The sequence below is a fragment of the Curtobacterium sp. PhB137 genome, assembly GCF_003814955.1.
Lineage (GTDB): Bacteria > Actinomycetota > Actinomycetes > Actinomycetales > Microbacteriaceae > Curtobacterium.
Genome location: NZ_RKQO01000004.1, coordinates 1,228,513 through 1,246,614, shown reverse-complemented (window position 1 = coordinate 1,246,614; position 18,102 = coordinate 1,228,513). Strand labels below are relative to the sequence as shown.

Annotated in this window: 20 protein-coding genes; 8 read left to right on the top strand and 12 right to left on the bottom strand. The window is 72.8% G+C overall.

Annotation, left to right across the window (positions count from 1 at the left end):
* Positions 1-172: 172 nt before the first annotated feature.
* Complete coding sequence (locus EDF28_RS06360; RefSeq protein WP_159573247.1) at positions 173-1,066, bottom strand: alpha-E domain-containing protein; 894 nt, start codon at positions 1,064-1,066, stop codon at positions 173-175.
* Between the two features lie 163 nt (positions 1,067-1,229).
* On the opposite strand from EDF28_RS06360, the gene EDF28_RS06355 reads away from it, so the two are divergent.
* Positions 1,230-1,748: a MarR family winged helix-turn-helix transcriptional regulator gene (locus tag EDF28_RS06355; protein WP_123937553.1), complete on the top strand. Its 519-nt coding sequence runs from the start codon at positions 1,230-1,232 to the stop codon at positions 1,746-1,748.
* A 10-nt stretch (positions 1,749-1,758) separates the two neighbouring features.
* The gene (locus tag EDF28_RS06350; RefSeq protein WP_123937552.1) at positions 1,759-1,962 is read left to right on the top strand and encodes a hypothetical protein; all 204 of its coding nucleotides are present in this window, start codon (positions 1,759-1,761) and stop codon (positions 1,960-1,962) included.
* Positions 1,963-1,983: 21 nt separating this feature from the next.
* Here the strand turns inward: EDF28_RS06350 and EDF28_RS06345 are convergent, their stop codons facing one another.
* From EDF28_RS06345 to EDF28_RS06320, 6 genes are all read right to left on the bottom strand, one after another.
* Positions 1,984-2,820 carry an NAD(P)-dependent oxidoreductase gene (locus EDF28_RS06345; protein ID WP_123937650.1) on the bottom strand — a complete coding sequence of 279 codons (837 nt, stop codon included), beginning with the start codon at positions 2,818-2,820 and terminating at the stop codon, positions 1,984-1,986.
* Between the two features lie 82 nt (positions 2,821-2,902).
* Positions 2,903-3,421, bottom strand: coding sequence for a M23 family metallopeptidase (locus tag EDF28_RS06340; protein ID WP_123937551.1), 519 nt, complete (start codon positions 3,419-3,421; stop codon positions 2,903-2,905).
* Between the two features lie 337 nt (positions 3,422-3,758).
* Positions 3,759-4,112, bottom strand: coding sequence for a hypothetical protein (locus tag EDF28_RS06335; protein ID WP_123937550.1), 354 nt, complete (start codon positions 4,110-4,112; stop codon positions 3,759-3,761).
* A 134-nt stretch (positions 4,113-4,246) separates the two neighbouring features.
* The gene (locus EDF28_RS06330) at positions 4,247-4,993 is read right to left on the bottom strand and encodes a 1-acyl-sn-glycerol-3-phosphate acyltransferase (protein ID WP_123937549.1); all 747 of its coding nucleotides are present in this window, start codon (positions 4,991-4,993) and stop codon (positions 4,247-4,249) included.
* A gap of 91 nt (positions 4,994-5,084) precedes the next feature.
* Positions 5,085-6,938, bottom strand: coding sequence for a DNA helicase RecQ (gene recQ / locus EDF28_RS06325; protein WP_123937548.1), 1,854 nt, complete (start codon positions 6,936-6,938; stop codon positions 5,085-5,087).
* Positions 6,939-6,947: 9 nt separating this feature from the next.
* Complete coding sequence (locus tag EDF28_RS06320) at positions 6,948-8,081, bottom strand: CPBP family intramembrane glutamic endopeptidase (protein ID WP_123937547.1); 1,134 nt, start codon at positions 8,079-8,081, stop codon at positions 6,948-6,950.
* A gap of 36 nt (positions 8,082-8,117) precedes the next feature.
* Between EDF28_RS06320 and EDF28_RS06315 the strand changes: the two genes are divergently transcribed.
* Positions 8,118-8,354: a hypothetical protein gene (locus tag EDF28_RS06315; RefSeq protein WP_123937546.1), complete on the top strand. Its 237-nt coding sequence runs from the start codon at positions 8,118-8,120 to the stop codon at positions 8,352-8,354.
* A gap of 21 nt (positions 8,355-8,375) precedes the next feature.
* Entirely contained in the window at positions 8,376-9,047 is a 672-nt protein-coding gene (locus EDF28_RS06310; RefSeq protein WP_123937545.1) for an EamA family transporter, read from the top strand.
* Positions 9,048-9,056: 9 nt separating this feature from the next.
* Here the strand turns inward: EDF28_RS06310 and EDF28_RS06305 are convergent, their stop codons facing one another.
* The gene (locus EDF28_RS06305) at positions 9,057-9,485 is read right to left on the bottom strand and encodes a GNAT family acetyltransferase (protein ID WP_123937544.1); all 429 of its coding nucleotides are present in this window, start codon (positions 9,483-9,485) and stop codon (positions 9,057-9,059) included.
* Positions 9,486-9,577: 92 nt separating this feature from the next.
* On the opposite strand from EDF28_RS06305, the gene EDF28_RS06300 reads away from it, so the two are divergent.
* Together EDF28_RS06300 and EDF28_RS19180 are read left to right on the top strand one after the other, a co-directional pair.
* Positions 9,578-10,390 (top strand): class E sortase, encoded by an 813-nt coding sequence (locus tag EDF28_RS06300; RefSeq protein WP_260154570.1) that lies wholly within the window; start codon positions 9,578-9,580, stop codon positions 10,388-10,390.
* Positions 10,387-10,563: a hypothetical protein gene (locus tag EDF28_RS19180; RefSeq protein ID WP_185094164.1), complete on the top strand. Its 177-nt coding sequence runs from the start codon at positions 10,387-10,389 to the stop codon at positions 10,561-10,563. The genes EDF28_RS06300 and EDF28_RS19180 overlap by 4 nt, the downstream gene beginning before the upstream one ends.
* Positions 10,564-10,608: 45 nt before the next feature.
* On the opposite strand, the gene EDF28_RS06295 is transcribed toward EDF28_RS19180, so the two are convergent.
* The 4 genes from EDF28_RS06295 to EDF28_RS06280 all read right to left on the bottom strand — a co-directional run bounded on the left by EDF28_RS06295 (position 10,609) and on the right by EDF28_RS06280 (position 16,687).
* Positions 10,609-13,584, bottom strand: coding sequence for an AAA family ATPase (locus EDF28_RS06295; protein ID WP_123937543.1), 2,976 nt, complete (start codon positions 13,582-13,584; stop codon positions 10,609-10,611).
* Positions 13,584-14,747, bottom strand: a complete 1,164-nt coding sequence (locus EDF28_RS06290; RefSeq protein ID WP_123937542.1) for an exonuclease SbcCD subunit D — start codon at positions 14,745-14,747, stop codon at positions 13,584-13,586. The genes EDF28_RS06295 and EDF28_RS06290 overlap by 1 nt, the downstream gene beginning before the upstream one ends.
* A gap of 61 nt (positions 14,748-14,808) precedes the next feature.
* A complete protein-coding gene (locus EDF28_RS06285; RefSeq protein ID WP_123937541.1) occupies positions 14,809-15,996 on the bottom strand; it encodes a S24/S26 family peptidase in 1,188 nt (395 codons plus the stop codon).
* Positions 15,997-16,087: 91 nt separating this feature from the next.
* Entirely contained in the window at positions 16,088-16,687 is a 600-nt protein-coding gene (locus tag EDF28_RS06280) for a hypothetical protein (RefSeq protein WP_111085548.1), read from the bottom strand.
* Between the two features lie 203 nt (positions 16,688-16,890).
* Here EDF28_RS06280 and EDF28_RS06275 point away from each other — a divergent pair, with 203 nt between their 5' ends.
* Both EDF28_RS06275 and EDF28_RS06270 read left to right on the top strand, forming a co-directional pair.
* A complete protein-coding gene (locus EDF28_RS06275; protein WP_123937540.1) occupies positions 16,891-17,433 on the top strand; it encodes a MarR family winged helix-turn-helix transcriptional regulator in 543 nt (180 codons plus the stop codon).
* A gap of 36 nt (positions 17,434-17,469) precedes the next feature.
* Entirely contained in the window at positions 17,470-17,979 is a 510-nt protein-coding gene (locus EDF28_RS06270) for a mycothiol transferase (RefSeq protein WP_123937539.1), read from the top strand.
* Positions 17,980-18,102: the final 123 nt, after the last annotated feature.

Below are 18,102 nucleotides of genomic sequence, written 5' to 3'. Positions count from 1 at the left end.
CCGCTCCGCGAACGCGATAGATCTCCGCGACGCGGCAGCGTCCACCTCGCGAAAGCGACAGATCTCCGCGAACCGTTGGCGGGGCTCTGACGCTTCCGCGTGGCGGACGGGAGGCACGGGTCGGGCCCGCCGCGGGCCTCCCGGCCGTCGCCGGTCCGGTCCAGGGCCGCGATCAGTGCGCGGGTTCGGTCACCGCGAAGACGCGCTCGTCGAGCGCCGCGGTGACGCGGTCCGCAGCAGCCGCGAGCCGGTCGCCGGCATCGCCGACGACGCCGAGGGCTGCGTCCGCCGGGACGGCCTCGAGCCGATCGCGGGCGGCGGAGAACGCCGCGACCTCCTCCGCGACGCAGGACGGAGCCACGTCGGCCAGGCACTCGGCGGCCCGTCGGACGGTGAAGCGCAGCGACCGCGGACTGTGCTCGTCCAGGAGCAGGAACGCCGCGGCGTCGTCCGGCACCGGATGGTGGTCCCGGCCACGCAGGAAGGCCTCGCCCGCACCGCAGGCCCGGAGCGCCGCCGTCCACGAGGTGACCGAGTCCGGTTCGAGCAACCCCGAGGCGAGCAGCCGGGCGGTCGAGGCGACCCGGGTCAGGGAGCGGCCCAGGGTGAAGAACTCCCAGACCTCGTCGCGACTGGCGTCCCCTTCGACCACGCCGATCGCGAGGGCGCTCCGTTCCCGAGCCCAGCCGAGGAACTCGTGCGCGCGGCCCGGGGCGATCTTGCGCGGCATGCGCGAACGGGTGACGTCGAGGCAGTCCCAGAGTTCGCTCGAGACGACCTCGCGGGCTCGACGGGCGTGGTCCCGCGCGACGGCGACCGCGGCGGCGATGGACGCCGGCTCGTGGCGGTCCAGCGCCAGGGCGTCGATGGTCGCGGACCGGTCGGCGTCGTTCGCCGGTCCGGCGGTCCCCACCACCGAACGGAGCTCCGCGGCGACGGCCCGGTCGTCCTCGACGGTGCCGGGTTCGCGTCGGGCGACGTAGACGTCGAGCAGGCGTGCGACCACGTCGGTGCGCTCGACCGCGCTCCCCACGTGGAAGACGTTCCCCGCGAGTCGGCTCAGCACGGCTGCTCCTGCATCCCCAGAACCTAACCAGCGGGCGTTGCGGGAGTGTTTCGGAGCCGCGTCACGGGTGTTGCAGTGTCCGATGTCCGCGCACGGGCCTGGGTCTCCGCCGCGATACCGACCCCTCGCTAGACAATCTAACTAGAGCGTCTAGCATTGCAGGATGACGTCCGAGGTCCTGACCAGCACCGCGGGGTTCTGGTACGAGGACTCCCCGGTCACCGCCGTCGACGTCCTGAACGCCCTGCGCCGGTACCGCACCGCCGAGAGTGCCGCGCAACGTCGTGCTCGCGAAGCCCTGGGCATCGGCGAGAACGCACTGCTCGCACTGCGGGTCCTCATCGACGCTGAGCACGACGGCCGGACCGTCAACGCGAAGGACCTGGCCGAGCGCCTCGAGATCACGGCGGCGTCGACCTCGGCACTCGTCGACCGGCTGGTCCGGAGCGGCCACGTCGAGCGGCACCAGGACCCGATCGACCGCCGCGGCGTGATCCTCACCGCGACGGGGACGTCGATGGGCCATGCCCTCCGCGTGATCGAGGAACTCGACGCTCGTGCCCTCGAGGTCACCGAGCACGTGCCGACCGACGAGATGGCCGTCGTCGTGGACTTCCTCGACGAGATGGTCCGCGTGGTCGACGACGTCGACGCATCCGCCCGCACCCTCCGCCGCGCGTAACCTGCTGTCCATGGACCCTCGCGGCGCGCACGACCCCGAGGACGACATGCCGTTCGCCGAACTCGACTCGCGGGCCCGCGCCGACGCCGCACTCCGACGGATCCAGGGCGGGGCCGATCCGGCGCGCGAGGCCTTCGACCTGGCGAACACCATGAACGACGAGGCCGTGGGGCGGCTCACGGCACGGCTGCGACGGTTCCTCCGCCGCGACTGACGCGTCGACTCGCGCGCCGACTCAGAAGGCGGTGCCGACCGCCGCGATGTCGTCGCCGCCGTGCCCGGCTGCGCTCGCGTCGGCGTAGACCCGCCCCAGGGCGTCGAGGAGCGTGGTGGACACGTCGTTCGCCCGCGCAGCCTCGGCGATGAGCCCGATGTCCTTCCGCAGCCCGTCGAGCGCGAACTGTGCCGGGAACTCCCCCGCGATGATCGCCGCGCCCTTGGTGTGCGCGTAGGCCGAGTCGCTCGCGCTGCCGTCGATCGCGTCGAGGAACAGCTGCGGGTCGAGCCCGAGCGCCGCGGCGAGGGCGAGCGACTGCCCCGTGGCTGCGGTGATCGAGGCGATCCAGGCGTTGGCCGCGAGCTTGAGCGCGGTCCCGTCGCCGACCCGCTCGCCGGCGCGGATGGTCTTGGCGCCGATCGCGTCGAGCACGGGGACGACCCGGTCGACCTGGTCGGCGGGGCCGGCCGCCAGCATGGTGAGCTTCCCCTGCTCCGCCGGGGCCTTCGTGCCGAGCATCATCGCCTCGACCAGGGTGATGGCGTACTTCGCGGCGAGCTGCACGACGGTCTCGGTGCCGTCGACGCCGATCGTGGACGCCTGCACCCACACGGCGTCGGTCGGAGCGTCTCCGGCGGCCTGTTCGAGCACGTCGACCACGGCGTCGGTGTCGAAGAGGGTCAGGAGGACCACCTCGGCGTGCTCGACGGCGGTACCCGGGTCCGTGGCGACCGTCGCACCGTGCTCCCCGAGTGGTGCGGCCTTGTCGGCACTCCGGTTCCAGACCGTGACCTGGTGCCCCTCGCGCAGCAGTGATCCCGCCACGCCGGCACCCATCGCCCCGGTCCCCAACACCGTCACTCGCACGTGCGTCTCCGTCCTGCCACGGCGCGGTGCCCCGGCGTTCCCGACGCTACGCGCTCGACCGTCGCCGCTGTCAGAGGAGCCCGCGGGCCTGCAGCCAGGTGGCCGGATCGACCGGGACCCCGCCGACGATGACCTCGAAGTGCAGGTGCGCCCCGGTCGAGACGCCGGTGTTGCCGACCGCGCCGAGGCGTTGGCCGGCCGACAGGACCTGACCGGGTCGCACCCCGATCGCCGACAGGTGGCCGTACCGGGTCTGGGTGCCGTCGGCGTGCTGGAGCAGGACCTGGTTGCCGTACCCGCCCAGGACCCCGGCGGAGACGACACTGCCGGGCATCGCGGCGACGACGGTGGTGCCGATCGGAGCCGCGAAGTCGATGCCCTGGTGGTTCGTCGAGCAGGCGGAGCACCCGGTCACCCAGCGCGAGCCGAACCCACCGGCGGCCGGCACGTTCCCCGCGGTGGGGCGGGCCGCCGCGTCCGACGAGCCGACGGCGGTCGCACGTGCCTGGGCGGCAGCGGCTCTGCCGATCGAGAAGCCGTCGCGGTCGACGGAGAGCCGGGCGGAACCGTCGGCGACGAACTGCTGCACGCCGGGCACGGGACTGCTCGGCGACGGGGTCGATGCCATCGCGGTTTGCGGGGAGCCGACGGCGACGAAGAGACAGGTCACCGCGGCGGTCGCCGTCGCGGGCAGGGCGCGGCGGACGGAACTGCGGAAGGAGGAGGGGGAAGCCGGGGTGGCGGAAGGGGGAGCCACCACCCCGGCGGCTCTGGGGGCGTCCGGACGCGTGCCGTGCCCAGCACGGCGCCGCTCGGACGCTTCGGGACGGCGGGTGCGGAGGCGGTTCGCGGCCCGCCGTTCGGCACCGCGCGGGCGCAGCGGGAGGCCGTCAGCGGGCGTCGTCATCGCTCGGGGACCGCCGGGCTCAGACGCGGACGACGCCGTCGCGGGCGATCCGGTCGAGTTCGGTCGCGACGGCGTCGACGACCGCTCGGGTGATGGCGTCGGCGACGGTCTCGACCAGGACGAGCTGCTCGGGCTGCACGCGGAGCTCGGTGACCACCGACGGGGTGACGCGGACCGTGATGTCGTCGATCGCGGCGACGAGGGCCGCGGGCACGAGGGTCGAGTCACCGGCACGGACGGGAGCGGTCATCGGTGAGGTCGGTGCGGGCGCTGCGGCCGCGCGAGCCGGGGTCGGAACCGGTGCCGGGACGACGTGGGCCTCGGGCTGGTCGCGTCGCTGGGCGATGGAGTCGAAGAGCGGGGTGGAGGACATGCTGCTGACCGTCCGATCTGAGTCGTGGTTGCGGGCCGTTGTCGGGCGACCCGTCGGGGATGCGTGCCGTGCGGCACGTCCCTCATTCAATCATCGATATTTCAGATGTGCAATAGTGACCGAACAGATCGCGATCAGTCGGGGTCGACGGCAGCCGCGGTCGGGTCGTCGGGCTGCAGTGCCCGCTTGACCCGCTCGACGATCGTCGCCGGCGGGTTGTTGTACGTGTTCGCCGGCTCCTGCCCGCTGAGCTCCTGGATCGCGGTCATCACCGCATCGGTCGCGTGACGGCGCGCGCGTCCGGACGATGCCTCACCGAACGAGGACAAGTCGATCGGCTTCCCGAACTCGATCGTCACCTTCGCGAGCTTCGGCAGCTTCGAGCCGACGGGCTGCACGTCCTGCGTGCCCGTCAGCGCCACGGGCACCACGGGCGCGCCGCTCGTCAGGGCCAGCCAGGCCACACCCGTGCGGCCCTTGTAGATCCGGCCGTCCAGGGAGCGGGTGCCCTCCGGGTAGATCGCGAAGGCCTCGCCCTCGTTCAACCGCGCGAGCCCCAGGTCGAGCGCCTGCTGCGCCGCGGCGCCCGCACCACGTTCGACGCCGATCGCACCGATGCCGCCGAAGAACGCCCGCGACACCGCGCCACGGAACCCGGTGCCGGTGAAGTACTCCTGCTTCGCCAGGAAGGCGACCTTCCGCGGTGCCATCAACGTGATCGCCGGGGAGTCGATGAAGGAGCGGTGGTTGCTCGCGAGGATCACCGGCCCGCGCTTGGGAACGTTGCGGCGTCCGATGATCTTCGGTCGCCAGAGCATCCGCGCGAGCGGTGTCACCACTGCGCGGCTCAGCACGGTGGCGAACTTGGTCGAACCGGACACCGGGCCTCCTCGTCGTGACGGCGAACTCCCGAGTGTAATCACGCCTGCGAGCAGTACATGCCCACGGCGGCATGCACGTCCGACCGTGAGGTCAGTCGGCCTCGGACGCGACGACGTCGAGCACCGCGCGGCCGTACCGCTCGAGCTTCGCGGCACCGACCCCGGAGATCTCGGCGAGCTGGTCGACGTCGGCCGGACGCACCGCCGCGATGCCGCGGAGCGTCGCGTCGTTGAACACCACGTACGCCGGCACACCCTGCTCGCGCGCCTGGGCTGCACGCCAGACCCGGAGCGCCTCGAACAGGCCGACCGCCTGCTGGGGCATGTCGGTGACGACGGTCCGGCGGGACGACCGGCTCGCCCGCGTCGCCTTCACCGGGTCGCGGCGCATCCGCACCTGGACCTTGCCGGTCAGGACCTCGGCGCTCGTCGGGCTGAGGACGACCGTGCCGAACCCGTCGCCCGAGACCGCGGCGTAGCCCTGCGCGAGCAGCTGCCTGGCCACCGCGCGCCACTCGCCGTCGGACAGGTCGGAACCGATGCCGAAGGTCGCCAGGGACTCGTGCTGCAGTTCCTGCACCCGCGGTGACTGCTTGCCGACCAGGATGTCGACGAGATGGGCGACGCCGTACCGCTGACCGCGCTCACGCTCGAGCCGGACGACCGTGGACAGCAGCTTCTGCGCGGGCACGGTGCCGTCCCACGACTCGGGCGGGGCGATGCACGTGTCGCAGTTGCCGCAGGCCGTGGACGGCTGCCCGAAGTACGCCAGGAGCCGCACCCGGCGGCACTCGATCGTCTCGCACAGGCTCAGCATGGCGTCGAGGTGGGCGCTGAGCTGCCGACGGTGTGCGGCGTCGCCCTCGGACTGGTCGATCATCCGTCGCTGCTGCACGACGTCGTTCAGGCCGTACGCCAGCCACGCGGTCGAGGGCAGGCCGTCGCGCCCGGCACGACCGGTCTCCTGGTAGTACCCCTCGACCGACTTCGGCAGGTCGAGGTGCGCCACGAACCGGACGTCGGGCTTGTCGATGCCCATGCCGAAGGCGATCGTCGCGACCATGACGATGCCGTCCTCGCGCAGGAAGGTCGACTGGTTGCGCGCTCGCACCCGGGCATCGAGCCCCGCGTGGTACGGCAGCGCTTGGATCCCCTGTTCGGCCAGTGCGGTGGCGGTCCGCTCGACCGACTTGCGCGACAGGCAGTAGACGATGCCCGAGTCGCCGCTGTGCTCGGTGCGGATGAAGGTGAGGAGCTGCTGCAGCGCGCCGGTCTTCGGTTCGATGCGGTACTGGATGTTCGGGCGGTCGAAGTCGGCGACGAAGTGTGCGGCGTCGTCGAGGCCGAGCCGCGCCGAGATCTCCTGGTGGGTCTGCGGGGTCGCCGTGGCCGTGAGGGCGATCCGGGGCACGGTCGGCCAGCGCTCGTGCAGGACGCTCAGCTCGAGGTAGTCCGGCCGGAAGTCGTGGCCCCACTGGGCGACGCAGTGCGCTTCGTCGATGGCGAACAGCGACACCCGCGCCCGGTCGAGGAGCGCGCGCGTGGACTCGAGCCGGAGCCGCTCGGGCGCGAGGTAGAGCATGTCGACCTCGCCCTGGACGACCGCGCGCTCGACCCGGGCACGCTCGTCGGGCCCCTGCGTCGAGTTGAGGAAGGCGGCACGCACCCCGTTCGCCGCGAGGGCGTCGACCTGGTCCTGCATGAGCGCGATGAGCGGCGACACCACGACCCCGACGCCGTCGCGTACGAGCGCGGGCACCTGGTAGCAGAGCGACTTGCCACCGCCGGTGGGCATGAGCACCAGGGCGTCACCGCCGGCGACCACCTGGTCGATGATCGCCGCCTGCTCGCCGCGGAAGTCGTCGTAGCCCCACACGCGGTGCAGGACGTCGAGCGCGGCGGCTCGCGAAGCAGACACGGCGGCGGGCGCGGGCGTGGTGCTCATGCCACGAGCCTACGGGCGACCGGCGACACCCACGGCACTGTCCACAGCGGCACTGTCCACAGCAGCTGCGTCGACATCGTTGGCGTTAGCCGGCGCGACGGCCCAGCCCGTGCCCGCCGGGCCGAGCCAGCGCTTGCCACCCGCCCACACCGGCGGCGTCCCGCGGAACCGCGGCGCCTGGTGCCCGGCGAACGTCCGGTCGAGCTTCCGCCACCACGCCAGGACCTCGACCATGCCCCAGAACGCGAGCGAGGTGCCGAGGGTGACGAGCCAGCCACCGAGCGTGCCGTTGGCGTCCGAAGACGCCAGGTCGATCCCCGACCAGCCCGGCGCCTGCAGCACGAAGATCATGATGTTGTTGAAGGCGTGCTGCAGCACGGTGGCCTCGAGACCGCCGGTGCGGAGCACGATGATCGCCGCGATCAGGCCGAACGAACCGACGTCGAGGATGCCCCAGAGGTTGTAGCCGTTCGGGATGTGCAGCACCGCGAAGACGACGGTCGACACCGCGACGGCGATGATCGTGCCGGTGCGTCGCGGGATCCACGAGGCGATCGTCTGCATGAGGAAACCGCGGAAGATGAACTCCTCGGCTGCGCCCTGGAACGGCACGAGCAGGACGACCAGGACGATCGTGAGCGTGAGGGTGCCCAGGGACACCGTCGACTGCCCGATCGCGGCGTGGTTCCACGCGAAGCCGCCGTCGGTCGTGATCATCCCGCCGTCCCAGAACAGGCCGGTCTGCACCACGAACATGATCACCGCGATGACCAGGGTCGGCAGCAGACACCATGCCGTCCAGGCCCACCGCACCCGGAAGCGCGTCGACGTCAGGATCGCGCCGGGCCCGAGCCGTGCGACCTTGACCGCCAGCAGGATGCCGGGCAGCAGGATGACCAGCGACACCAGGGTCAGCGACAGGATCAGCGGATCGGTCGGGTCGAGGGCTCCGCGCTGCAGGTCGTCGAGCAGGTCGTACAGGCCGGACTCGCCCCCGACCGCCGCGACCGGGACGAAGTACGCGACGGTGATGAGCACCTGCGAGGCGAGGTACCAGCCCGCCAGGAACGCGAGGGCGACCAGCGGGCGCCACCACCTCCATCGTGCGTCGACACGGGTCAGGCGGTGGTAGGGAACACTCACGCCCCGCAGGCTACCGGGCCGGGCAGGATGGGACCCGTGCTCACCGTGCTGTTCGGCCTGACCGGAGCCGTCGTCTACGGTTTCGCCGACTTCCTCGGCGGGCTCGCGTCGCGGCGCATCCGTCCGGTGGCGGTCACCGCCGTCGCCGCGGCGATCGGGATCCTGCCGCTGCTGATCGGTCTGGCCGTGCTCGGGGGGACGCCGTCGTGGGCGGGCACCCTCTGGGGCGCCGTCGCCGGACTGTCCGGCGCGGTCGGAGTCCTGCTGCTCTAAGCCGCGTTGGCGATCGGCCCGATGAGCGTGCTGTCACCCCTGACCGCCGTGTTCGCCGCCGTCGTCCCGGTCCTGGTGGCCGTGGCCCGCGGGACCGTCCTGTCACCGCTGGCCGTCGCCGCGGTGGTCGTGGCCGTCGTCGCGGTGGTGCTGGTGGCGGCGGTGCGGGACACCTCGGGTGGGCGCCTCACCGTGCGTGGGGTCGTCGCGGCCGCGGTCGCCGGGTGCGGGTTCGGCGGGATCGTGCTCGCCTACGACGCGACACCGCCCGGCGCGGGCATCCACCCGCTCGTGGTCGCGCGGGTGCTGCAGACGGTGCTGCTGGGTGCGGCGGCGCTCGTGGTGACGGTGCGTGCCGGGCGCGGGGCGCGGTCTGGAGGCGCGGCAGACCCCGCAGCGTCGGTCGGCGTGCCGGGGTCTGCCGTGCCTCCAGGGCGCTGGTGGCCGCCGCGTCTGCTGCTGACGGTCGCGGCGTGCGGAGTCCTCGACGCCCTGGCGAACGTGTGCATCCAGGCGGGGCTGCACGCGAGCGACGACCCGGGCGCCCTGCCCGTCGTGAGCGTGCTCAACGCGCTCTACCCCATCGGCACGGTCGTGCTGGCCGGGGTGGTGCTGCGGGAGCGGTTGACCGCGCCGCAGTGGGTCGGCATCGCGCTGGCGTTCATCGCGTCGGTGGGCCTGGCCCTGGCGTGACCGGACGACTCAGACGTCGGGGATGAGTCGCTTGCCAAGCGACACGGTGCGGTCGTCGGAGTACCCGAGGGACTCGTAGAACCCGAGCACCCGCTCGTTGCCGGCACGGATCTGCAGGTTCACCTTCGGGCAGCCGAGGTCGGTGAGCAGCCGCTCGAACTCGGCCATCAGCGTCCGGCCGAGACCGGAGCCCTGCAGGTCCGGCTGCACGGCGAGGTAGTTGACCCAGCCGCGGTGCCCGTCGAAACCGGCCATCCCCGCGGCGACGACGGCGCTGCTCTCCGACTCCGCCACCAGGAAGAGCTCGGGCTGGACCGTGGCCTTGCGCGCGATGTCGCGGCGGGGGTCGTTCCACGGACGGACGAGACCGCACGATTCCCAGAGGGCGACGACCGCGTCGGTGTCGTCGGCGCGGAACGGGCGGATCCGGTACTCCATCCCCCCACGTTACGGGGTGTGGAGAACGTCGTCATCGGACCGTCGTCGTGATCTGATAGACCTGTCCGACCGACCAGCCGATCAGGAGCCCCGTGACCGCACACGACACCATCCCGTCGCGCCGCAGCGCGCGGGACGACGACGGCGGCAGACGGTCCGGGCGCCGCTCCCCCCGGCGACGGCAGACGGTCGGTGGCGCGATCGTCTCGCTCATCGCCGAACTGCTCATCATCGCGGGTGCCGGCACCGGGCTGTACGTGGTGTGGACCGCGTGGTGGACGGACGTCGTGGCGGTCAACGAGCAGTCGAAGCTCGTCGAGGGACTCGACCAGTTGAAGACCCCGGACGGGGCCGGCACCGAGCACCGTGGGACCGCACCCGTGCTCGCCGAGCCGCCGGACGTCACCGACGTGTTCGGCACGATGCAGATCCCCCGCTTCGGCAAGGACTACAACCGGCCGATCGGCGAGGGCACCGACCGTGAGAAGGTCCTCAACACCATCGGGCTCGGTCACTACCAGGACACCGCGATGCCCGGGGCTCCCGGCAACTTCGCCGTCGCCGGACACCGCGTGACCTACGGCAAGCCGCTCAACCAGATCGCGGAGCTCAAGAAGGACGACTCCGTCGTCGTGCGGGTCACCGACGCGAAGACGAAGTTCGACGTCTGGTACGTCTACAAGGTCACCGACAGCCAGATCGTCACGCCGGACCACATCGAGACGATCGCGCCGGTGCCGAACAAGCCGGGTGTCGACCCCTCGCGGTCGGACCGCTGGCTGACCCTGACCGCGTGCCACCCGATGTGGTCGGCGGCCGAACGGTTCGTCACGCACGCGAAGCTCGACTACTGGATGCCCGCGTCCGAGGGCACCCCGAAGGAACTCTCGGAGACGGCCAAGTGATCTTCCCTCTGGTCTGGCGGCTGCTGCCCGGCCCCACGTTCCTGAAGGTGCTCGAGCTGCTCGTGCTGCTCGCCGCGACCGTGTTCGTCCTGTTCCAGTGGGTGTTCCCGTGGATCGCGGCGGACATCCTGCCGCCGCCGGACGGCACCGTGGAGTCCACGCCGACGCCGTGACGGCCGACACCCGGGACCAGGACCGGCGGCGGACGGCAGGCGGCGTCAGACCGTTGTCGTCACCTGCGAGCCGCCGTCCGCCGTCCGACGCACGGCGATCCGCTCCGGGATCCGCTGCTTGAGTTCCTCGACGTGGCTGACGATGCCGACCTGCCGCCCACCGGCGGTCAGTCGCGACAACTGCCCGATGACGTCGTCGAGGGTCTCCGGGTCGAGCGTGCCGAACCCCTCGTCGACGAAGAGCGTGCCGAGCGAGACGCCACCGGCCTCGGCTTGCACGACGTCGGCCAGCCCGAGCGCCAGGCACAGCGACACGGTGAACGTCTCGCCGCCGGACAGGCTGCGGGGGTCCCGCACGGTGTCGGTGGTGTGGTCGTGCACGGCGAGTGCCAGGCCGGTCCGGCGTGCCCGTGACCCGGACTCCCGCTCGTCCGAGGTCTCGAGCGTGAACCGCCCCGCGAGCATCGCCCGGAGTCGGTCGTTGGCCGCGGCGACGACGTCCTCGAACCGGCGCATGAGCACGTAGGTGCCCAGGGTGATCCCGGTCGGGTTGGCCGCGGTGACCCCGTTCGCGATGTCGGCGAGTCGGACCACGGCACGGCTGCGTGCCGACGTCTCGTCGCGGGCACGGATCGCCCGGGTGACCTCGGTCGCGCACCGGTCGACCGCGTCGGCACGGTCGACCGCGGAGACGGCGACCGCGACGGCCTCGTCGAGTGCGGCGGCAGCGCGCTGGCGTCCGGCACGGGCACCGTCGAGGTCGAGGCGTTCCGCGGAGTCGTCCGCCGCGGCGACCACAGCGGGCTCGGCCAGGCCGGCCACGACGACGGCCCGCTCGGCCTCGGCCGCGCTGATCAGCGCCCGCAGCCGGTCGGTGTCGTCGGCGTCGAGCCGTCCGGCCCGCGCTGCGGCGACGTCGGCGAAGTCCTGGTCGACGAGGACCCGGTCAACCTCGGCACGGCGGTCGTCGCGGGCACGGGTCGCCGCGGCCACCCGTTCGTCGGCCTGCGCGACCGCGCGGTACGCCTTGAGTCGCTCGTCGAGGAGCTCGACAGCCGTCCGGAGCGTCGCGGGACGCTCGTCGAGGAGTGCTCCGAGCCGCTCGAGCGCCGCGGTCACGGTGCCGAGGTCGGTGTCGAGCCGCTCGTCGTCGGCCAGCGCGGTCGAGACCAGGACGGTGCGCCGTACGTCGAGGTCGTTCCGCTCGCGCTGGAGCCGACCGGTCGTCGTGTCGTGCTCCGCCCGCTGCCGCTCGTGCTGCAGGACGAGCGCGGCAGCGTCGTGCGCGGCCCGGACCCGTTCGTCGGCGGCCGCGGTCAGGGCGTCGAGCGCGGCGGTGTCGACCGTGCCGACGACGTCGACGAGCCGCTGGTGTTCGGCACGTTCGACCGCCAGGTCCGACGCGGCGTCGGCGAGGTGCTGGTCCGCGCGACGAGTGGCGTCGCCGGCGGCGTCGACGGCCGCGGTCGTGGGGTGGTCGTCCTGCGGGGTCGCCACCGACGGGTGCGCCGTCGACCCGCACACCGGGCACGGGTCGCCGGTCGTGAGCGCCGCCCCGAGTTCTCCGGCGAGCCCGGCGATCCGGCGTTCGCGGAGTGCCCGCTCGGCGGCGAGGGCGTCGGTCGCCGACCGGCGCGCGGTGGCGACGGACTGCTCGGCCGTGGCGACCCGCTGCGCCGCGTGGTCGCGCGCCACGAGGTCGGCTCGGAGGAACCGGATCCGGGTGACCTCGTGCGCGGCGGCGTCCGAGTCGGCTGCCGTGCGGGCCGCGGTGCGTGCGGCCTCGACGATGCGGGCCCGCTCGGTGGGACGGGCGTCGAGTGCGGCGTCGCGTTCGAGCAGCTGCTCGGCGATCTGCTCGGCGTCCGCGGTGGCCCCGGCGATGGTGGACCGACGGGCAGCGGCGCCGTCCTCGACCGCGACGAGGTGCCGGACGGCCGACAGGTCGTCGGCCAGGGCGTCGCGTCGCAGCACGACGGCGTCGGCGTCGGCGGTGATCCCGTGGCGGTCACGCAGCGACCGGGCGGCCGCGGTGCTCTCGTCGGCGCGCATGACTGCGGCGTCGAGTCCGTCGGCGACGGTAGCGACCCGTGCGGCGCGTTCGCCGAGGGCGAGGGCCGACCGGGCGGCGTCGACGGCGGGGGCGTCGTCGTCGAGCGTGGCCCGTCGCACGAGCAGTCCCGCGCGTCGTTCGAGGGCGGTCGCACGCGCCGTGACCGCCTGTTCGTGCTCGGCAGCGGTCGTCGCCGCCGCGGCTGCTGCAGCACGGACGGCGGCAGCGGCATCGGCGGCCGCACGGACCGACGCCACCGTCGACGGCACCACGGTCTCGTCGGCGTCGTCGAGACCGGCGGCCTGGGCGAAGCGGTTCAGGGCATCACGTACGCGGTCGTCGGCACCGTCGACCTCGGCCTGCACGGCACGGCGCCGCGCGGCGAGTTCGTCGGCCGTGCGGTCGTAGACCTGCGTGCCGAACAGGGACTGCAGGAGCTTGCGGCGCTCTTCGCCCGGGGACCGCAGGAACCGTGCGAACTCGCCCTGCGGCAGCACGACGGTCTGCAGGAACTGCGCGCGGTCGAGCCTGACGATGCGGCCGATCTCGACGCCGACCTCGGGGATGCGTGACGACATCGGTTCGCCGGCGACGTCGGACGGGTTCGCCAGACGGAACAGCTGCACGGACGCCGGCTGCTTGACGGTGCCGGTCCCCCGCTGCTTCGGGCGGTCGTACTGCGGGGTCCGGCGGACCCGGTAGGTCCCTGCGGTGGTCTCGAAGACGAGCTCGACGAACGGTTCCACCGCGGGGTCGGCGTGCTGGCTGTGCAGGCGGTCGGAGCTGGCGTCGGACCCGGCGAGCCCGCCGTACAGGGCGAACACGACGGCGTCGATGATGGTCGACTTGCCGGAGCCCGTCGGCCCCTCGAGCAGGAACACCCCGGAGGCCGCGAGCGCTGCGAAGTCGATGGACACCAGGTCGGGGTAGGGCCCGATGGCGCGGAGTTCGAGACGGTGCAGGTACATCAGCGGTCCCCCTCGCGCTGCAGCGCCAGCACCGCGGCCTCGTACGCCTCGGTCAGGACGGCGTGTTCGTCGTCGTCGGGGGCGGCACCGGTGGCGAAGGCCACGAAGTCGGCGGCGACCTCGACCGGGTCGGACGTCGCCGTGACCGCACGGGCCACCGAGGCCGGGCCGCGGTCGGCGGGTTCGTGCGTGATCGCCAGCGCGTGCGGGAAGTGGTCCTTCACCCGGGCGTACATGCGCTCGGGGTGCACCGTGTCGGTCACGGCCACCCGCACCCAGGCGTCGGCGTCGGCCCGGAAGACCCCGGCCTCGATGTCGTCGATGCCCCCGCGGACGTCGACCAGGCGGCGCGGCACGGGAGCGGGCACGAGTTCGACCGAGACGGCACCGGCCGCGTCGAGCTCGGCGATGGTCACCGACTTCTGCTGGTGCCTCTCGCCGAACGAGAACGCCAGCGGTGAGCCGGCGTACCGGATCCGTCCGCCGTCGCCGACCCGCTGCGGGCCGTGCAGGTGCCCGAGGGCGACGTAGTCGAAGCCGTCGAAGACCGATTCGGCCACCCGGTCGACACCGCCGACGCGGATGTCCTGCTCGCTGTCGCTCGGGTCCGCCCCGCCGACGAAGGCGTGTGCGACGACGACGCTGCGGGTGCCGCCGCGCAGCGCGAGGTCGGACCGGATCCGCTCGGTGGCGGCCTGCACGACGGCGTGGTGCGACCGTGCGAGGGGCTCGTCCGGCACGTCGGCCAGTGCGTAGCGGGTGAGGTCGGGGTGCAGGTACGGGATGCCGTAGACCGCCACCGGGCCGTCGGCGTCGTCGACGAGCACCGGGTCGGCGATCCGGGCGGGTTCGGCGAGGATGCGGACGCGGCGGTCCATCACGCCGGCGCCGAAGCCCAGGCGTGCGGCGGAGTCGTGGTTGCCGGGCGTGAGCACCACGGTCGCCGTCTCGGCCAGGCGTTCGAGCACCCGGGACAGCATGCGGACCGCGTCGATCGGCGGGATCGCCCGGTCGTACACGTCACCGGCGATCACGACGAGGTCGACGGAGCGGTCCCGCACGAGGTCGACGAGCCAGTCGGTGAACGCCGCCTGGTGCTCGAGGAGGTCGGCACCGAGCAGCGTGCGGCCGAGGTGCCAGTCGCCGGTGTGCAGGATGCGCATGCGGACACGGTAACGCCGGCCGGGGACATCGCCGGACGGCCGCGCGCCGCCTGTGGAGAACTCAGGGCACGCAGCTCGCCGACGCCAGGCCGAGGACCGAGACGACTCGCACCTTGACGGTCGGCGTGCTGGTCGCGGTCCAGTTGTTGCCGAGGTTCGTGCGGAGGTTCAGCGTGTAGGTCGTGCCCAGGTCGAGCAGGCCCGCCCCGCCGTAGACGAGCGAACGTTGTCCAGCGGTCGTGGCGGTCGCGAGCTGGGTCGACCCGTTCATGAGGTCGAACGAGTTCGGCACGGTGGGGTCCGTGTAGGTCCAGGTGATCGTCACGGTGCTCGACGACGCGGCCGTGCAGGTCAGCGTGGGGACACCGGTGGCCGTGCCCGCCGTGAAGTTCGAGACGGGGTTCACGGTCGTCCGCGACCACGGCACGGCAACCGCCTGCGCCGGCACGAGCACGCCGATGCTCCCCGCGATGACGAGGACCGCCGCCGCACCGCCGAAGCGGCGCAGCCGCTGCACGCGACGCTCGTGCACCCGGAGCGAGCGACGGGTGACGACGGTGGTCCCGCCGGACGGGAGGCGCGTGGCGGCGTCGTCCCGCGCCTCCCGTCCGGCATCGGTACCGTCCGACGGCCCGTCACCCGACCCGTGGGCGGTGTCGCCCCCGTCCGAGCCGTCGGCGTCGTCGTCGTCGATCGCCGTGAGGCGGCGGAGCGACCCGTCGACCGTGCAGAGCGCCAGCAGCGCGGTCAGGCCGAGTGCGAGCACGACGACCCTGACCCATTCCCCCTGCCGGAGCCACAAGATCGGCGCCCCGACGAACGGGATGCGCAGGAAGGCGACCCCGTGCACGGCCGAGCGTTCGAGCGGTGTGGAGTCCTGCTGCGGGTTCGCGTCGCCCTTGGTGACCAGGGTGCCTCCCGGGCCGTCCTCGACGTAGCGGTGCATGCGGAGGTGACCCGGCTGGTCCGGGTCGTCCGCGAGCAGGATCTTGCCCGTCCGGACCTCACCGGACGCGACCGGGCGCGAGACGACGACGTCCCCGGGCGTGAGGCGCGGCTCCATCGACCCGGTCATCACCGTCGTCGGTTGCCAGCCGATCAGCGCGGGAGCTGCCGCCCACAGGGCGAGGCCGAGGAGGGTCGCGACCACACCGCGTGCAACGGTGCCGACGACGACGCGCCCCCAGTCGACGACGTCACGGAGCACGGCGTGCGGTGTGGGACCACCGTGCACTGCGATGCTGCTCATGACTGCCTTCGACCGGGGGCGCGTTCTCGGGGGTGGTGACCGGGGCTGGCTCGGGCTCAGCCCCGGTCACCGGGTGGGGAGGGCTCCCGGCTCAGCTGTTCTGGGCCTCCCAGGTGAGGCCGAGGGACGCGGTGCCGCCCTGCACCGTGTTCGGCGCGGTGCTCGAGACCGTGTAGGTGAAGCGGTAGACGCGCGACTCGGACGCGGACCCGGTCGGGGCCCAGGTGCCGAGGCCGGTGGCGAAGTTCGTCGAGCCGGTGCCGAACGCGGCGAGGGTGCCGTTGTAGAGCGTTCCGCTGGTCGCGGCCGGGGTGAATCCGGTGCAGGAGCCGAAGCCACCGCCGGTGCCCTGCTCGACCTGCAGGTTGATGTTGCCCGAGAGGTTGTTCGTGGTGGCCGGGTTCGTGCCGTACAGCTTCACGGTCGAGGCCAGCGAGCCGGTCGACGTGACCGTGATGCAGTTGGCGCCGGTCGAGCCGGGCTTCAGGCCCGTCGCGGTGAAGAGCGCGGTGTTGTTGTCGTCGTCGGTGAGGGCGACGCTGCCGGCGGTCCAGTTGCTGGTCGGGTTGACGGTGGTGGCCGAGAACGCCGAGTAGGACGCGGTTGAGACGACGACACCCGAGGCGACGAGGGCGGCGGGGATGGCGATCCAGGCCGCGAGACGGGCGGCGCGAGGGGTGACACGAGACATTGCGGGAGCTCCTGATCCGGAAACGGTGGCGCCGTGGTCGCGGTGGTTGGTCGCGTCGGTGCCGTGGTGTTTGCTACGACGATCAAGTTACTTTTCCGCCGAGCAACTCACAAGGGAAGGAACCACCCCCGTGCTGGGGGTATCTTGACGAGTGAGATACTTGTTGACTGAGTCTTCCCACCCCCTGCCGAGAAGAGCCGCCGATGACGGACACCACCCAGCCCGTCCTGCCCGACACCCTGCCGCCCGCGCCCGTGTCGCCGACCGTCTCCGTGCCGGAGCGCGTGGACTCGGACACCGACCTCGCGAAGCTCCTCACCGCCTTCCGCCTGCTCCAGACGCAGCACGCCCGCGTCCTGCACCACGAGAGCGTCGTGCGCGGGCTGAACGCCACCGACACCCGCTTCGTGTTCTTCCTGGCCGCGGCCGACGGCGAGGGGATCACGCCGAAGCAGGCCGGCGAGTACCTCGAGCTCACCACAGGCGCCATGACCTCGCTCGTCGACCGGCTCGAGCAGCGCGGACACCTCGAGCGCCGCCCGAACCCGCAGGACCGTCGCAGCGTGCTGCTGCACCTCACCGCCTCGGGCGCCGAGGTGGCCCGGCAGATCGGCGCCGTGTACTCGGACGCCTTCCGCGAGGTCGTCGCCCCCGCCGACCGAGTCCGGCTCGCCGCCGCGTTCGCCGGGCTCGGCGACGCCCTCGACCGCCACTCGCGCGCGGAGACCGCAGCCCGCTCCGCGTGACCTCGTGTGTCGGGGCGCGCGCGTAGCGTGGTGCGCATGACACCGTCCGAAGTCCTGATCGAAGCGTTCTCCCGCGTCCCCGAGACCGTCGAGCGTGCCGTCGACGGCCTGTCCGAGGACCAACTCGCAGCGCGTCCGGCCGCCGGGGCGAACACCCTGGCATGGCTCGCGTGGCACACCGCCCGTGGGCAGGACGTCCAGATCGCCGACCTCGCCGGCACCGCGCAGGTGTGGACCGCCGACGGCTGGTACGACCGGTTCGGCCTGCCGTTCCCGGCCGAGGCCCTCGGCTACGGCATGTCCCGTGACGACGTCGGTCGCGTGCGTGCCTCGGCCGCGCTGCTCACCGGGTACCTGCGTGCCGTCCACGACCGCACCGTCGCGTACCTCGGCACGCTCGGCCCCGACGACCTCGACCCCGTGGTCGACGACGCGTGGGACCCGCCCGTCACCGCCGGTGCCCGGCTCGTGAGCATCCTCGACGACTGCACGCAGCACGCCGGCCAGGCCGGCTTCGTGCGCGGGTTGCTGTTCTTCAACCGCTGACGCGGTCGCGCGGTCGCGAGGGCGTGCTCGCTTCGTGAGCAGAAATGGTCGGGTCCGATTTCGGGACCCGACCATTTCTGCTCACCATGTGACGGACGGGAGGCCCGTGGCGAGCTCGCCACG

Bases quoted from the DNA above. Each gene is read 5' to 3' on its own strand.
- EDF28_RS06355 (WP_123937553.1), top strand. From the start codon at position 1,230: ATGACGTCCGAGGTCCTGACCAGCACCGCGGGGTTCTGGTACGAGGAC.
- EDF28_RS06350 (WP_123937552.1), top strand. From the start codon at position 1,759: ATGGACCCTCGCGGCGCGCACGACCCCGAGGACGACATGCCGTTCGCC.
- EDF28_RS06335 (WP_123937550.1), bottom strand. From the start codon at position 4,112: ATGTCCTCCACCCCGCTCTTCGACTCCATCGCCCAGCGACGCGACCAG.
- recQ (WP_123937548.1), bottom strand. From the start codon at position 6,938: ATGAGCACCACGCCCGCGCCCGCCGCCGTGTCTGCTTCGCGAGCCGCC.
- EDF28_RS06310 (WP_123937545.1), top strand. From the start codon at position 8,376: ATGAGCGTGCTGTCACCCCTGACCGCCGTGTTCGCCGCCGTCGTCCCG.
- EDF28_RS06305 (WP_123937544.1), bottom strand. From the start codon at position 9,485: ATGGAGTACCGGATCCGCCCGTTCCGCGCCGACGACACCGACGCGGTC.
- EDF28_RS06295 (WP_123937543.1), bottom strand. From the start codon at position 13,584: ATGTACCTGCACCGTCTCGAACTCCGCGCCATCGGGCCCTACCCCGAC.
- EDF28_RS06290 (WP_123937542.1), bottom strand. From the start codon at position 14,747: ATGCGCATCCTGCACACCGGCGACTGGCACCTCGGCCGCACGCTGCTC.
- EDF28_RS06285 (WP_123937541.1), bottom strand. From the start codon at position 15,996: ATGAGCAGCATCGCAGTGCACGGTGGTCCCACACCGCACGCCGTGCTC.
- EDF28_RS06280 (WP_111085548.1), bottom strand. From the start codon at position 16,687: ATGTCTCGTGTCACCCCTCGCGCCGCCCGTCTCGCGGCCTGGATCGCC.
- EDF28_RS06275 (WP_123937540.1), top strand. From the start codon at position 16,891: ATGACGGACACCACCCAGCCCGTCCTGCCCGACACCCTGCCGCCCGCG.
- EDF28_RS06270 (WP_123937539.1), top strand. From the start codon at position 17,470: ATGACACCGTCCGAAGTCCTGATCGAAGCGTTCTCCCGCGTCCCCGAG.